The sequence below is a fragment of the Micromonospora sp. NBC_01412 genome (assembly GCF_045040215.1).
GTDB classification, from domain to species: Bacteria; Actinomycetota; Actinomycetes; order Mycobacteriales; family Micromonosporaceae; genus Micromonospora; species Micromonospora rubida.
On the sequence record NZ_CP109528.1, the window covers coordinates 8,049,288 to 8,063,899 of the forward strand.

General features: G+C 71.9%; 10 protein-coding genes. 3 read left to right on the top strand and 7 right to left on the bottom strand.

What is annotated here, in order from left to right:
* Window positions 1-2: 2 nt before the first annotated feature.
* Window positions 3-926 (bottom strand): hypothetical protein, encoded by a 924-nt coding sequence (locus OG617_RS34515; RefSeq protein ID WP_405097455.1) that lies wholly within the window; start codon window positions 924-926, stop codon window positions 3-5.
* A gap of 25 nt (window positions 927-951) precedes the next feature.
* Window positions 952-1,149, bottom strand: a complete 198-nt coding sequence (locus OG617_RS34520; protein WP_405097457.1) for a hypothetical protein — start codon at window positions 1,147-1,149, stop codon at window positions 952-954.
* A 778-nt stretch (window positions 1,150-1,927) separates the two neighbouring features.
* Between OG617_RS34520 and OG617_RS34525 the strand changes: the two genes are divergently transcribed.
* From OG617_RS34525 to OG617_RS34535, 3 genes are all read left to right on the top strand, one after another.
* Window positions 1,928-2,245 (top strand): PLAT/LH2 domain-containing protein, encoded by a 318-nt coding sequence (locus tag OG617_RS34525; protein WP_405097459.1) that lies wholly within the window; start codon window positions 1,928-1,930, stop codon window positions 2,243-2,245.
* A 457-nt stretch (window positions 2,246-2,702) separates the two neighbouring features.
* A complete protein-coding gene (locus OG617_RS34530; RefSeq protein ID WP_405097461.1) occupies window positions 2,703-4,163 on the top strand; it encodes an SDR family NAD(P)-dependent oxidoreductase in 1,461 nt (486 codons plus the stop codon).
* 249 nt (window positions 4,164-4,412) lie between these two features.
* Entirely contained in the window at window positions 4,413-7,604 is a 3,192-nt protein-coding gene (locus OG617_RS34535) for a BTAD domain-containing putative transcriptional regulator (protein ID WP_405097463.1), read from the top strand.
* Window position 7,605: 1 nt separating this feature from the next.
* Here OG617_RS34535 and OG617_RS34540 read toward each other — a convergent pair whose 3' ends face one another.
* The 5 genes from OG617_RS34540 to OG617_RS34560 form a co-directional block, all read right to left on the bottom strand.
* Window positions 7,606-8,433: an ABC transporter permease gene (locus tag OG617_RS34540; RefSeq protein ID WP_405097465.1), complete on the bottom strand. Its 828-nt coding sequence runs from the start codon at window positions 8,431-8,433 to the stop codon at window positions 7,606-7,608.
* Window positions 8,430-9,410, bottom strand: a complete 981-nt coding sequence (locus tag OG617_RS34545; RefSeq protein ID WP_405097467.1) for an ATP-binding cassette domain-containing protein — start codon at window positions 9,408-9,410, stop codon at window positions 8,430-8,432. Before OG617_RS34545 ends, OG617_RS34540 begins: the two co-directional genes overlap by 4 nt.
* 151 nt (window positions 9,411-9,561) lie before the next feature.
* The gene (cobF, locus tag OG617_RS34550) at window positions 9,562-10,320 is read right to left on the bottom strand and encodes a precorrin-6A synthase (deacetylating) (protein WP_405097469.1); all 759 of its coding nucleotides are present in this window, start codon (window positions 10,318-10,320) and stop codon (window positions 9,562-9,564) included.
* Entirely contained in the window at window positions 10,317-13,916 is a 3,600-nt protein-coding gene (gene cobN / locus OG617_RS34555) for a cobaltochelatase subunit CobN (protein WP_405097471.1), read from the bottom strand. The genes cobF and cobN overlap by 4 nt, the downstream gene beginning before the upstream one ends.
* On the bottom strand, window positions 13,913-14,566 hold the full coding sequence (locus OG617_RS34560) for a (2Fe-2S) ferredoxin domain-containing protein (protein ID WP_405097473.1): 654 nt from the start codon (window positions 14,564-14,566) through the stop codon (window positions 13,913-13,915). The genes cobN and OG617_RS34560 overlap by 4 nt, the downstream gene beginning before the upstream one ends.
* Between the last annotated feature and the right edge of the window lie 46 nt (window positions 14,567-14,612).

The following is a 14,612-nucleotide window of genomic DNA, read 5'->3' on the forward strand; positions in this document are numbered from 1 at the left end:
GGTCATCTGTGCGGCCGCATAGCCGCGTGCGGCTTCATGGTGGCGACGTCCAGACGCGCCTCGGCCAGCCGCTGCTCCACACCGGGGTCCGCCGAGTCGCAAGCCTCGGCCAGGGCGAGAACCGCGTCGAGGCAGACGTGGTAGGCGGCGGAGAGGACCGCGCGGTACTCGGCCCGCAGGGCCGGCGCGAACGGCCGCAGCCGCCCGTCCCGGGCCAGCGCGTCGAAGCCGTGCAGCATCCCGGTCAGACCGCGTCGGGCCAGGATGGTGCGGTTTTCGGCCTCGGAGTAGACGGCCTGCCAGGGCGATCCCGGCGACAAGCTGGGACCCAGCAGCTCCAGCAGCCGCTCGGCGAGCCCGATCGCCACTCCGGGCATGTTCGCCAGGAACAGCTCCGCATCGGCGTAGATCCCCAGCGGGCGATCCGTCGGGATGGCCGACATCTCGACCACGTCCTCAGGTCGCACCCCCAGGCACCGGGCACTCAGGGTGTGACTCGTCGTGCCGAGCAGGCCCGGGCCCTCCCACGGGTGCTCGACGTGCAGTCGGGCGCGGTTGATCAGCACGGTGGTGCGGTTGCCCTGAACCGGCTCGCACCCCATGGCCATGAAGGCGGCCCGGTCCGCGCCGGAGCCGAACCGCCAGCACCCGTCGACCACCAGCTCACCGTCCGGGCCCCTGTCCAGCCGACCGACCTGGGCGACCACGCCGTAAACCTCGTTGGTTCCGGAGTATGCCCGGGACAGCAGGTCACCGGCCGCGTACGTCGAAAGGTAGTGCGCGGTGCCGTTGGCAATCATGCAGAGCCACGCCTCACTGGCGTCCTCGGCTGCGGCGCGGCGAACGAGATCCAGGCCTGCCACCAGGCTCTGGACCTCGTTCGGACCGTCGCGCAGCCACAGCAGCGTAGCGGCGAACTGTCGCATCGATCGTTACCTGGCTACGGGACGATCAGTACGTCCCGCCGCCGCCGCACCGGTTGGTGGTGCTGGTGCAGCCGGTGGTCGGGATGATCGAGGTCCAGTTGATACCACCGGCGACCTCGTCGCCGGCCTCGATGTCGATCCCGGCGAGATCGAGGTCGTCGAGGTCGACGAAGTTCTCCGCGTGGTCCACCATCGGGGCACCGGCCTTGATGTTGTTGGTCATATTCACCTCTCAGGTCCGTGACAGTGAATGTGTGCGGTCGGGGTCTCACCCGAACCGCACTACATCGATGGCGGCTAAGCATTGCCGACGGCAATCTGCGCCTTCTATGCGTCCGCTATGCGCCCAGTGGCTGCCAGCCTCCGGACGTCAATCCCCTACTGGTCGTCTGATCGACCTCACTAACGCGGGGTGACCAAGGCTGGAGGGTCTGCGCACTCCCGCACCAGGGGTACGCGGCGCTGGCCGACGCCGAACCGCGAGTACGCCTTTGCGCCGGATTCCGGAGACCGCACCGGCCCAGGGTCATTGCGTTGTCGCGGGTGCGGTCCCTGGTCGGCCCGGGGGACCGTGGCCCGGGGCGGAGCTGTGGGCGGGGCGGTCGATGCCGTTGGGCGGTGCCTTTGGAGCTGAGTCGTTTACGTCATCAACGCCGGTCGGGCCACCGCCGTCGCGTTACCCAACCGCCGTCGGGTCGTCGCCAACGGTCGCCGAGCACGGCGAGCGCGGGTGATGTCGTATCCGACTCAGCTCCAAAGGCGCCGGGAGGCACACCTGCCGTGGAGCGGCGCCCAACACCAGGAACCCCCAGACCTCCTGATCGAAGCGCTCCCACCCGACGTCGCAATCGCCCTGCGACAAGCGCCCTGGACCGCACAGTCGGACACCGGACGGTGCCGGCATTTCAGCGCCACGTCAGCCCCGCGACAGCGGCCGCTGTCAGAGTTCATTCACTGCTACAGCAGCAATCATCCACGCTTTTCGGCAGGAGGAAGTAACCATGAGATTCCGGATCCCCATCGCGGTCGGCGGCGCGCTCGTCATGATGACGATGGCGCTGGGTGGCGGTACCGCCGCCAGCGCGGCCCCGGCCGCCAAGACCGCCGGCATCGGCATCAACGCTGTTCAGAAGTACACGATCTTCGTACACACCGCGAACATCGACGGGGCCGGCACCGACGCCACCGTGCGGATGAAGGTGTACGGCACGCTCGCCGAGTCTCCCGGCTACGTCAACCTCGACAACTCGGCCGACAACTTCGAGCGCAACAGCAACCCGCTGGTTCGACTGCCCGTGAGGTCGAATCCGATCTGCTGATCGCGGCGCAGCTTCAGCTACGAAGGTGTCCCCGGCCGACTGACGGCCGGGGACACCGCCGTACTCGGCAGCTGAGGGCCACGAGTCCCGCCGCCTCGACAGGTCTCTGCTGTTCGATCTCATGCCGCTGACGTCAGGTTCCGCGTCGACGCGGACCGACACCCCGTACCACCGGATACGTGGTACGGCTGGCTGCAGCGCCGCCGGCGTCACTCGCGAACGCCAATCGCGTCGACCGGCGGCGACCGGATGGCGATCCAGGTCGAGGTCATGATGGCGGCCCAGCCGAGCAGCGCGGCCACCGCGACGATTCCCAGGTAGCTGAGCGGTGGGATGGACGGAATCAGATGAACTGACGCGAGATGCGTCGGAGGCCGTGCGGTGCGTACAGTTTCGGGTCGGACTTGAGGTGGGCCGGATAGATCCGGTGCAGGCAACGGGATGAGACAGCGACGGCATGACAGCGGACAACATTACAGAAACCGGTCAAAGCGGCATCGACCGCGGCCAGCTGGAGACCTGTCTCAGCGTCTTTGAGGCGTTGGAGGACCTGCCTCCCGATCATCCCGATGTGGTGCGGGTGCAGCGGGCCACCGCGAAGCTCTACAAGGTGATCAAGCAGCGGCGGCGTGAGGAGCGGCGGGACGCCATCGCGGCGGCCGACCGCTTGGTGACGGCGGCCACCGCCACCGGCGCCCCGGGCCGGATCGACGACGAGACCCAGGGCATCCCGCTCGCCTCCCCCACCGAGGGCGGCACGGCCGGTTTCCTGCAAAATCCGCGCGGCTGCTACGTCTGCAAACAGCGCTACCGCGAGGTGGACGCGTTCTACCACCAGCTCTGCCCGTCCTGCGCCGCGCTCAACCGGGAGCGCCGCAACGCCCGCACCGACCTGACCGACCGGCGCGCGCTGCTCACCGGCGGCCGGGCGAAGATCGGCATGTACATCGCGCTGCGGCTGCTGCGCGACGGGGCGCACACCACGGTGACCACGCGGTTTCCGCACGACGCGGTCCGCCGGTTCGCCGCGATGCCGGACAGCGGGGACTGGCTGCACCGCCTGCGGATCGTCGGGATCGACCTGCGCGACCCGGCCCAGGTGATCGCGCTCGCCGACTCGGTCAGCGCCCAGGGACCACTCGACATCCTGATCAACAACGCGGCGCAGACGGTCCGCCGCACGGCCGGGGCGTACGCCCAGCTCGTCGCTGCGGAGGCGGCGGCCCTGCCGGACGGTCCGCTGCCGGAGATCATCACCTTTGCCAAACCGGCCGGCCGGGGCGGTCCGGCGGGCAGCCTGACCGCCGCGCCGCAGTCGGCCGCGATCACCCCGCAGGCGCTCACCGCGCTGGCGCTGACCGGCGGCTCGGCCTCGCCGGAACGGATCGCCGCAGCCACCGCCATCGACGCCGGCGGTCTGGTGCCGGACCTCGACCCGGTCAACAGCTGGGTGCAGCGAGTGCACGAGGTGGACCCGGTGGAGCTGCTCGAAGTGCAGCTGTGCAACGTGACCGCGCCGTTCATGCTGGTCAGCCGGCTACGACCGGCGATGGCCGCAGCGAAGGCCCGCCGCAAGTATGTGGTGAACGTGTCGGCGATGGAGGGGCAGTTCGGCCGCGGCTACAAGGGGCCGGGGCACCCCCACACCAACATGGCCAAGGCCGCGCTGAACATGCTGACCCGGACCAGCGCCCAGGAAATGCTGACCGACGGCATCCTGATGACCAGCGTCGACACCGGCTGGATCACCGACGAACGGCCCCACCCGACGAAGATGCGGCTGGCGGACGAAGGCTTCCACGCCCCGCTGGACCTGGTCGACGGCGCGGCGCGGGTCTACGACCCGATCGTCCGCGGCGAACAGGGCGAAGACCTGTACGACTGCTTCCTGAAGGACTACGCGCCCTGCGCCTGGTGACCAGCGCGTGCGCTCGCGCGGCTCCGAATACCAAAGAATCCGGCAGCACCCGGCACTCCGACATGGAGGCTGATCACGCGCACCTGCGTTCGGAGGTACCGCACCCGCCGGTGATCCGCCGCTCGCGACCCGCCCGCCCGGCGGGCGAGGCCAACCCGTCCGGTCGACGGAACGCTTCCTGGACCGCCGGCTTCCGGTGATCGAGTGGGCGACCTGCGGCCCGGTGCGGCGGTGCGGGATGCTGGGTCCGTGCAGATCACGATCCTCGGCCCGCTCGCCGTCGACGGCCGGCCGGTCCGGGGCGACCGGCTCGCGACGGTGATCCGCGTCCTCGTCGACGCGCGCGGGCGGGCGGTCTCCACCCCGTTGCTCGTGGAGGCCGTGTGGGGTGGCACGCCGCCCGACGACGCGACCGGGGCCGTCCAGGCGCTCGTGTCCCGGGTACGCCGGCTCGGGCTGCCGGTGGTCGCCGGCCCGGGGGGCTACCGCCTGCCCGCCGAGGAGGTCACCGTCGACGCGGTCGAGGCACGCGCGCTCGCCGAGCGGGCACGTGTCGAACTCCGCGCCGGTGACATCCCGGCCGCGCGCAGCACGGCCGACCAAGCACGGGCCCTGTTTCCCGAGGTCCCCGAGGTGGTCGACGCCGAGGAGGCGCGCCTGTTCGCGGACGTCACCGCGCTGCGCGCAGAGGCGGCCCTCACCGGCGCGGGGCCGTTCAACGAGGCCGACCTGCGCCGGCTCGTCGCGCGTACGCCCCCGGACGAGCCGTCGGCCGCCCTGCTCGTTCGCGTGCTCGCCGCCCAGGGCCGGGACGCCGAGGCACTGGAGGTGATCGAGGGACTTCGCGCCGAACTGGCCGACCGGTACGGCACCGACCCGTCATCCGTGATCACCCAGGCCCATCTGGCCCTGCTGCGCGGCGAGCTCACCACCCCGGCTGTGGTGACGCAGCCCCGCCGGCCGACGCGGATCGCCCTGCCCGCCGCATGGCACCGACCGATGACCGCCCTCGTCGGCCGGGAACAGGACGTCGAGGGCGTGGGCGAGGCGCTCGCCGAGGCGGCAGTGGTGACGATCGTGGCGACCGGCGGCGCGGGCAAGACCCGACTCGCCGCCGAGGTGGCCCGCCGCGCGGCGGCGGCCGGGCAGACCGTACGCGTGATCGAACTCGCCGGCCTGCGCTCACCCGACGAGGTGCTGCCCACGGTGCTCGGGGCGCTCGGCGGAGCGGACACCTCGGCCACCGGCGGCAACCTGGGCCTCGAACGGCGGGTCCTCAGCCCCGCGGAGCGGTTACGCGCCGTGGCGCCCGACCTCGACGGGCTGCTCGTGCTGGACAACTGCGAGCACGTTCTCGACGCGGTGGCCACCGTCGTCGCGGACCTGGTCGCGGTGGCCTCGCCGGAGGTCACCGTGCTCGCCACGAGCCGGGCCCCGCTGGGCCTGGCCGGCGAGCAGGTCCACCGGCTGACCATGTTGCCGGATGCCGACGCGCTCGCGCTGCTCGAATCCCGGGCGCGGGCCGGCGGCGCGGTGCCGACCTGGGACACCGTACGCGCGCTCGCGCTCTGTCACCGGCTCGACAGCCTGCCGCTGGCGCTCGAACTGGCCGCCGCGCGACTGCGGCACATGCCGATCGACGACGTGCTCGCCGGGCTGACGGACCGGTTCGCGTTGCTCGACGACGCGCTGCGCGGCCTGCCGGACCGGCACGCGAGCCTGTGGGCGATGGTCGACTGGAGCCGGGAACTGCTCGCGCCCGACGATCAGGAGTTGCTCCAGCGGGTCGCGGTCATCCCCGCGCCGTTCACCGCGGACCTCGCCGCCGCGGTGGCGCAGACCCCCGACGTACGACGCGGCCTGGCGACGCTCGTCGAACAGTCCCTGCTGACCCTGGTCGAGGGGGACGGCCCGCCCCGCTACCGGATGCTCGAAACCGTCCGGGAGTACGGCGAAGCGCGCCTCGGCGCCGCCGGCCACCGGGATCTGGCCATGGCCGGCCTGGTCGGTTGGGCCCGCGAGCAGGCCGTCGCGCTCGCCGGCCGGTTCATCGGCCCCGACCAGATCGAGGCGCTCACCCGCTGCGCCGCCGAGCAGGACAACCTGATCGCGGGACTGCGCTGGGCGCTCGGGCAGGACGACGAGCCGGCCACGGTCGACATCGCCACCGCGTTGGTGTACCTCTGGACGGTGCGCGGCCTGCACCTTGAGGTCACCGGTTGGGCGCGGGGCCTGCTGCACGTCGAGGACCCGCACCGGCGGCGGGTGTCGGCGATCCTGCACGGGCGGGCCGCCGGGCGGCCCCTGCCCGACGCCGACCGGCTCGCCTGGTTGTGCCTGGTGATCGGCGTCAACGCCGGCATCAGCGGCGAACTCCGGATCGCAGCGCTCGCCCGGCGGGCGCTACGGGCGCTTATCGCCGAGCGGCCCGCCGAGGTGTCGCCCCGGTGCACCGTGCTCGCGTCGGCGTCGCCCGCGTTCGACGCGTCCGCCCTGGACGAGACCACGAATGGCACCGCCGAGATGATCGCGCACCCGGACCCGTACGTGCGGGGGCTCGGCCTGTTCGCCCGCGCCGCCATCCGGGAGAACAGCGGCACGCCCGAGGCGTCGATCGCCGACGCCGAGCAGGCGTACCGCCACTTCGAGATCGTCGGTGACCACTGGGGCATGGCGATTGCGGCGGGCGCTATCGGGCAGTTCTCCGGGCCCGGCGGGGACGCGCGTTCGGCCGAGTGGCTGACGCGCAGCGTCCGCCACATGGATCTGGTCGGCGCCACGCAGGACGCCCGCTCGATCCGGGTGCGGCTGGACATGCAACGTGCACTGGCCGGTGACCCGGAGGCGGAGCGGCGGCTGAGCGAGAGGGCGACGGCGGGTCAGGCCGAGGAGTCGGAGATCGCGCAGGCGCGCCTCGGGTTGGCCCACCTCGCCTGGCAGCGCGAGCGGTACGACGAGGTACTCGCCCACGCCGACGAGGTGATCCGGTGCCTCGCCGGGTGGACCGGGCCGCCGCCGCAGCCGCGCGTCCTCCTCCGGGTCGCGGTGGCGGTCCTTCACCTGCGGGTGGCCGAGGCCCGGCGGGTGCCGGGAGGCGACGCCGACGCCCACGCCCACGCCCACGCCGTCGCGTTGCTGAGGCTCGCCCGGGACGAGGCGCTGTCATCGAGGGACCTGCCGGTGATCGGGGCGTTGGTGGTGGGCGGTGCCGAACTCGCGGCGCACCGGGGCGACGTCGCGGCCGCCCGCGAACTGGCCGCGCTCGGGACCCGGCTCGGCGCCAACGACCGGACCTTCTTCCCACCCGAAGGCGGCGAGCGGCTCAACGCCGCCCTCGGTGACGAGGAGCAGCGTGAGCCGTCGCTGGCCGCGTGGCGTGAGCGGCCGATCGCCGCGGCCACCGCCCGGATCCGCGAACTGATGGAAGACCTGCTCGCCTGAATCAGATCTTCTTGCGGTACGCGCGCAGCGCCAGCGGCATGAACAGCGCGACGAAGCCGGCACACCAGGCGAGCGTCCACCACACGTGCGAGCCGACCGGGGTGCCGAGGAACAGCCCGCGCACCGCCGCCACGAGGTGGGTCATCGGGTTGACGTCCACGAAGGCCTGCATCCAGCCCGGCAGGGTGTCGGCGCTGACGAACACGTTGGACGCGAAGCTCAGCGGCATGATCAGCGCGAACATCAGGCCCTGCACCGCGCCCGGGGTACGCACCTTCATCGCCACGAGGACCGGCAGCCAGCTCAGGCAGAGGGCGAACAGCACCGCGAGCAGGCAACCGGCGATCGCCCGCAGCGGGTCGGAGTCGATTCGGAAACCGAGCACATAGCCGATCGCGAGGGTGGAGATCGTGACGATCACATACCGTACGACGTCACCGAGGACCGCGCCGACCAGCGGCGCGGAGCGGGGGACGGGTAACGACCGGAAGCGGTCGAAGATGCCCTTGGCGATGTCGGTGTTGAGGTTGACACCGATCGCGATGGCGCCGGTGGCGATGGTCTGCGCCAGGATTCCGGGCAACAGGAACTGCAGGTAGTCGTGGGTGGACCCGGCGACCGCGCCGCCGAAGATGTAGACGAAGATGACGAGGAAGAGCACCGGTTGCAGCGTGACGTCGATGAGCGCCTCGGGCGTACGCCAGGTCTTGATGAGGCTGCGCTTGGCGAGCGCCAACGAATGTCGGACGAGCCGGAACGGTCGTGGTCTCGCCGTGACCGTCGAGAGCGGGCTGTTCGTCGCGGGCGGTGCCTCGACCAGGGTGCTCATGCCGCGACCTCCGTGCGGTTGGTGGTGTCGTCGTCGGCTGCCGTACGCCCGGTGAGGGTGAAGAACACCTCATCCAGGCTCGGCAGGTGCAGGGAGAGTTCGGTGACCGCGATGCCGGCGGCGGCGAACCGCGCGACGCTCTCGGTCAGGGCCGCGTCGCCGGCGACCGGCACCGCGAGCACACCCTTGCGGATCTCGTCTGCCTGGGCGCCGGAGCCGACCTCGGTCAGGATCGCCGCGGTGCCGGGCAGTTGCGCGGGGTCGGCGGGCCGGACCTCGAGAGTCTGGCCGCCGACCACCCGCTTGAGACCCTCGGGTGTGTCGTACGCGATGACCCGCCCGTGGTCGATCACCGTGATCGCGTCCGCGAGCGCGTCGGCCTCCTCCAGGTACTGCGTGGTGAGCAGGACGGTCGAGCCGTTGGCGACCAGCGAGCGGACAACGTCCCACATGTCCTCGCGTTTGGCCGGGTCGAGCCCGGTCGTCGGCTCGTCCAGGAAGATCACGCTGGGTGAGCCGACGAGGCTGGCGGCCAGGTCCAGCCGTCGCCGCATCCCGCCGGAGTAGGTCTTGGCCTGCCGGTCGGCGGCGGTGGTCAGGTCGAACCATTCGAGCAGTTCGGCGGCCCGCCGCCGGGAGCCCTGGCGGCCCAGTTCCAGCAGGGTGCCGAACAGCTCCAGGTTCTGCCGCCCGGTCAGGTCCTCGTCGACCGAGGCGTACTGGCCGGTGAGGCCGATGCTCTGTCGGACCCGCTCGGCGTCGCGGACGACGTCGAACCCGCTGATCCGGGCGGTGCCGCCGTCCGGGGTCAGGAGCGTGGAGAGGATGCGTACGGCGGTGGTCTTGCCGGCGCCGTTGGGTCCGAGCACCCCGAGCACCGTGCCCCGGGGCACCGCGAGGTCCACGCCCTGCAACGCCCTCGTCTTCCCGAAGGTCTTGACGAGGCATTCGGCCTCGATCATCAGGTCAGCTGTCATGTCACACAGCGTGCGCGAGCCGCCTGACACGGCCCTGACAAGGGACCGACACGGCCGCCGAGGGCGGGCCCGGGGCGCCCGGATCAACGCGCGGGTGCGTAACGGGTGCGGGGCCGGCGTACCGCGTCGCGTTGGTCGAATTCCCCGCTGCTCAGTGTCGACGCAACAAGTAGGTGTCCATCACCCAGCCTCGACCCTGCTTCACCTCCGCTCGTCGTGACCAGATCGCGTCGGCGACCTCGTCCAGGCGGCCGGCCACCAGCTGCTCGTCGGACGAGCCGAGGTTCGCGCCCCACCAGATCCGCCAGGTCCAGGGCTCGGGCAGCCGACGGCAGGTCAACGCCCCGTCGAGCATGACGACGAGGTTGTCACCGTCTGCCGCGTCCTCGAGCAGGCGCCGGCCGGTCGTGACCGTGATCGGGCCACCGATCGCGTTGAGCACGAGTCGGTGGCGGGCCGCGAGCAGCTGGACACTGCTGACACCGGGCACCACCTCCACCGCGACATCGACGCGTCCACGCTCGACGATGCGGTCCGCCAACCGGATCGCCGAGTCGTACAGGGCTGGGTCGCCCCACACGAGCACCGCCGCGTCTCCCGGGTTGTCCAGCAGCGCCTGCTCGTAGACCTGCGCCCGCGCCTCGTGCCAGTCGCGCACCGCGGTGGCGTAGTCGACCGGGTCGGCACGGTCCCGCTCGGGGTCGGGGACGTGCACGAGCCGCCACTCCCCTGTGACGTGCCGCCCGCAAATCGCCTCGCGCATCGCGATCAGGTCGGCCGTGCCCGGGTGCTGCCCGGTCTTGTCGGCGACGAGGAAGTAGGCGACCTCGTTGAGCACCCGGGCGGCCTGGGCCGTCACCAGCTCGGGGTCGCCCGGGCCCAGCCCGACGAGCGCGAGGCGTCGGGTCACGCGTCGTCCTCCAGGTCGCCCTCGACCTCCAGGTACACCCGCGCCATCTCCGCCATGATCTCGGTGTCCGGCTCGGACCACAGCCCGCGGTCAGCGGCCTCGTTCAGCCGTTCCACGATGCCACGCAGCGCCCAGGGGTTCGCGCGGCGCATGAACTCCTGGTTCGTCTCGTCGAGGACGTACTCGCGGGCCAGCGACTCGTACATCCAGTCGTGGACGACACCGGCGGTCGCGTCGAAGCCGAACAGGTAGTCCACAGTCGCGGCGAGCTCGAACGCGCCCTTGTACCCATGGCGCTGCATCGCCGCGATCCAGCGCGGGTTGACGACGCGTGAGCGAAAGACGCGGTTGGTCTCCTCCTGCAGCGTGCGGGTGCGTACGGCGTCCGGCGCGGTCGAGTCCCCGACGTACGCCTTCGGCTCGGCGCCGGTCAGCGCGCGGACCGTGGCGATCATGCCGCCGTGGTACTGGAAGTAGTCGTCGGAGTCGGCGATGTCGTGCTCGCGCGAGTCGATGTTCTTCGCCGCGACGGCGATGCGCTTGTAGCTGGCGCGCATGTCGTCGGTGGCCGCGACACCGTCGAGGCCGCGGCCGTACGCGAAGCCGCCCCACGCGGTGTAGACCGCGGCCAGGTCGGCGTCGTCGCGCCACGTGCCGGACTCGACGACCTGGAGGATGCCGGCACCGTACGAGCCCGGCTTCGAGCCGAAGATCCGGGTGGTGGCCCGCCGCAGGTCACGGTGCTCGGCGAGGTCCTCGCGGGTGTGCGCCCGGACGAAGTTGAGCTCGTCGGGCTCGTCCAGCCCGGCGACGATCTGCACGGCGTCGTCGAGGATTTCGATGACGTGTGGGAAGGCGTCGCGGAAGAAGCCCGAGATGCGCACGGTCACGTCGATGCGCGGACGACCCAGCTCGTCGAGGTCGATCACCTCCAGGCCATTGACGCGTCGCGAGGCCGGATCCCAGGTCGGGCGCACGCCCAGCAGCGCGAGCACCTCGGCGATGTCGTCACCGGACGTGCGCATGGCGGACGTCCCCCACACGGACAGGCCGACCGAGCGCGGGTGCTCGCCGGTCTCGGCGAGGTGCCGGGCGACGAGCGACTCGGCCATCGCCTGTCCCGTCTCCCACGCGAGGCGCGACGGGACGGCACGCGGGTCGACGGTGTAGAAGTTGCGACCGGTCGGCAGGACGTTGACCAGTCCGCGCAGTGGGGAGCCGGACGGCCCGGCCTCGACGAAGCCGCCGGCGAGCGCGTGCAGGACGTTGGTCAGTTCGTTGGTGGTGGCGGCCAGGCGCGGGACCACCTGCTCGGCGGCGAACCGCAGGACGTCGCACACGACCGGGTCGTCGTGCAGCGTGCCGATCGCATCGACGACCCAGCCGGCCTTCTCCATCGCCTCGACCAAGGCACGGGCCTGTCTCTCCACGGCGTCGACGGCGGGGAGAGGGGCGTCCTCCGCTAGGCCCAGGGCGGCGCGCAGGCCGGGCAGCGCGCGGTTCTGGCCGCCCCACACCTGCGTGGCCCGGAGCACGGCGAGTACGAGGTTGACCCGTGCCTCCCCCGTCGGCGCCTGGCCCAGCACGTGCAGCCCGTCGCGGATCTGGACGTCCTTGATCTCGCACAGCCAGCCGTCGACGTGCAGCAGGAAGTCGTCGAACTCCTCGTCGTCGGGTCGCTCCTCCAGCCCGAGGTCGCGGTGCATCTGGGCGGACTGCATGAGTGTCCAGATCTGCTGGCGGATCGCGGGCAGCTTCGCCGGATCCATGGCCGCGACGTTGGCGTGCTCGTCGAGCAGCTGCTCGAGCGCGGCGATGTCGCCGTAGCTCTCGGCGCGCGCCATCGGCGGCACGAGGTGGTCGACGATCGTGGCGTGCGCGCGGCGCTTGGCCTGGGCGCCCTCGCCTGGGTCGTTGACGAGGAACGGGTAGATCAGCGGCATGCTGCCGATGGCCGCGTCCGTGGCGCACGCGGCCGAGAGCGCGGCGTTCTTGCCCGGCAGCCACTCCATCGAGCCGTGCTTGCCCAGGTGCACGACCGCGTCGGCGCCGAAGCCGTGCTCGAGCCAGCGGTACGCCGCCAGGTAGTGGTGCGACGGTGGCAGGTCGGGGTCGTGGTAGATAGCGACCGGCTTCTCGCCGAAGCCGCGTGGCGGCTGGATGAGGATGACGACGTTGCCCGCGCGCAGCGTGGCCAGCACGATGTCGCCGGCGTCGTCGACGAACAGTGAGCCGGGGGCCTCGCCCCAGGTCTCGACCATGGCGTCACGAAGCTCGTCCGGCAGGTGGGCGGTCCAGCGCAGGTAGTCGTCGCGGCCGATGCGCACGTGCGACTCGCTGAGCTGGGCCTGCGTGAGCCACTCCTCGTCCTGGCCACCGGCCTCGATCAGCGCGTGGATGAGCGCGTTGCCGGCCGTCGTGTCGAGGTCCTCCCCCTCGACCGGCGGGAGCGGGTCGAGCCCGGGGATCTCGCCGGGCGCGCCGAGGTCGTAGCCGGCGTCGCGCATCGCGCGCAACAACCGGATCGCCGACACGGGCGTGTCGAGGCCGACGGCGTTGCCGATGCGGCTGTGCTTGGTCGGGTAGGCCGACAGGACGAGGGCCACCTTGCGCTCGGCCGGTGGGACGTGTCGGAGCCGCGCGTGGTTCACTGCGATGCCCGCGACGCGGGCGCACCGCTCGGCGTCGGTCGCGTAGCGCGGCAGACCGTCGGCGTCGACCTCCTTGAACGAGAACGGGACGGTGATGAGCCGGCCGTCGAACTCGGGGATGGCGATCTGGGTCGCGGAGTCGAGCGGGGTGACGCCGTCGTCGGATGCCTCCCACTCGGCCTTGCTGGACGTGAGCGCCAGCGCCTGCAGCATGGGGATGTCCAAGGCGCGCAGCCGCTCGACGTCCCAGGACTCGTCGTCGCCGCCGGCGCTGGCGGTGGCGGGCTTGGAGCCGCCGGCGGCGAGTACGGTGACGACGATCGCGCCGAGCGTGGCGAGCTCGGTGAACAGCTCGTCGGGCGCCGCCCGCAGCGAGGAGACGAAGATCGGCACGCCGACGGCCTTGCCGGTCGCGTCGATCGCGTCGGCGAGCTCGTGCGCAAACGCGTTGTTGCCGCTCATCTCGTGTGCCCGGTAGTACAGGACGCCGATCCGGGGCAGCTCGCTCCCGGCTGCCTGCCGGCTCACGCCCCACTCGGGCAGGATGGCCGGCGGCTCGAAGCCCTCGCCGGTCAGCAGCACCGTGTCGGAGAGGAAGGCGTGCAGCTGACGCAGGTTCTCCGCGCCGCCCTCGGCGAGGTAGCGGTGCGCCTCGGCGCAGACGCCGATCGGCACGGTTGACAGCTCCATGAGTGCGGCGTTCGGCGTCCGCTCCCCGCCGAGGACGACCAGGGGACGTCCGGCGTTCCGCACAAGGGCGGCGACATCCCGCACGTCCTCGGGCGAACCGAGCACGCGCAGCACGACCAGGTCCGCCTCTGCGGTCAGGGCATGGCGGCGCTCGTCGGTGACCCGGGCAGGGTTGGCCCAGGTGTAGCCCGAGCCGCTGGCACGCGCCGACAACAGGTCGGTGTCCGACGTGGACATGAGGGCGATGCGGGTCATGCTTCTCCTTCGGTGGAGATGGTCCGGGAGCCGAGGCGCAGGTCGTCGACCGGGCGACCGGCGCAGAGGTGCTCGCGGACCAGCCGTGCCGCGTCGCCGGATCGCACCGGCCCGTACCAGGCGCCGTCGGGGTGGACGACGGCCACAGGGCCGTGATTGCACGGGAACAAACACCCGGTCTGCGCCATGAGGACGTCGGAGTCGGTGAGCCGGTGCTCGACGAGCGCGCCGACGATCGCGCGGTAGGTCTCGTCCGCGCCTCGGGCGCTGCAGCGCGGGCCGCGGCACAGCAGCAGATGGTGCCGGTGCGGCGGGGGCGCGTCCCAAGCCGGTGACGACAACGGTGCCTCGCGACCGGTGATGGTCCGCTCTCCGAACCGGATGACCGGCGGGTCGATCTGCTGGCGGTGCCAGTGGCCGGCGACGCGTCCCACCCACGAGCGGGCGTAGGTCAGGTCGTCGGTGCTCACCGGCTCGAGGCGAACCTCTCGGACGCCGTCGGCGTGCAGCAGGTCGAGCACGTGGGTGAGCGTCGGCTCCCCGCCCTGCAGGAATGCCAGACGGGCGCCGGCGGCCTCGGCCTCCCGGAGCAGCACCGCTGGTCGGGCGGCGTCCGGCAGCGCGGTCGCGACGTGGATGAGGACGCTCACGACGTCAGGAGCGGACGAGCCAGGTGGGCAGGACGTGCTGGGAGGA

Bases quoted from the DNA above. Each gene is read 5' to 3' on its own strand.
- OG617_RS34520 (WP_405097457.1), bottom strand. From the start codon at position 1,149: ATGACCAACAACATCAAGGCCGGTGCCCCGATGGTGGACCACGCGGAG.
- OG617_RS34515 (WP_405097455.1), bottom strand. From the start codon at position 926: ATGCGACAGTTCGCCGCTACGCTGCTGTGGCTGCGCGACGGTCCGAAC.
- OG617_RS34525 (WP_405097459.1), top strand. From the start codon at position 1,928: ATGAGATTCCGGATCCCCATCGCGGTCGGCGGCGCGCTCGTCATGATG.
- OG617_RS34545 (WP_405097467.1), bottom strand. From the start codon at position 9,410: ATGACAGCTGACCTGATGATCGAGGCCGAATGCCTCGTCAAGACCTTC.
- cobN (WP_405097471.1), bottom strand. From the start codon at position 13,916: ATGACCCGCATCGCCCTCATGTCCACGTCGGACACCGACCTGTTGTCG.
- OG617_RS34540 (WP_405097465.1), bottom strand. From the start codon at position 8,433: ATGAGCACCCTGGTCGAGGCACCGCCCGCGACGAACAGCCCGCTCTCG.
- OG617_RS34530 (WP_405097461.1), top strand. From the start codon at position 2,703: ATGACAGCGGACAACATTACAGAAACCGGTCAAAGCGGCATCGACCGC.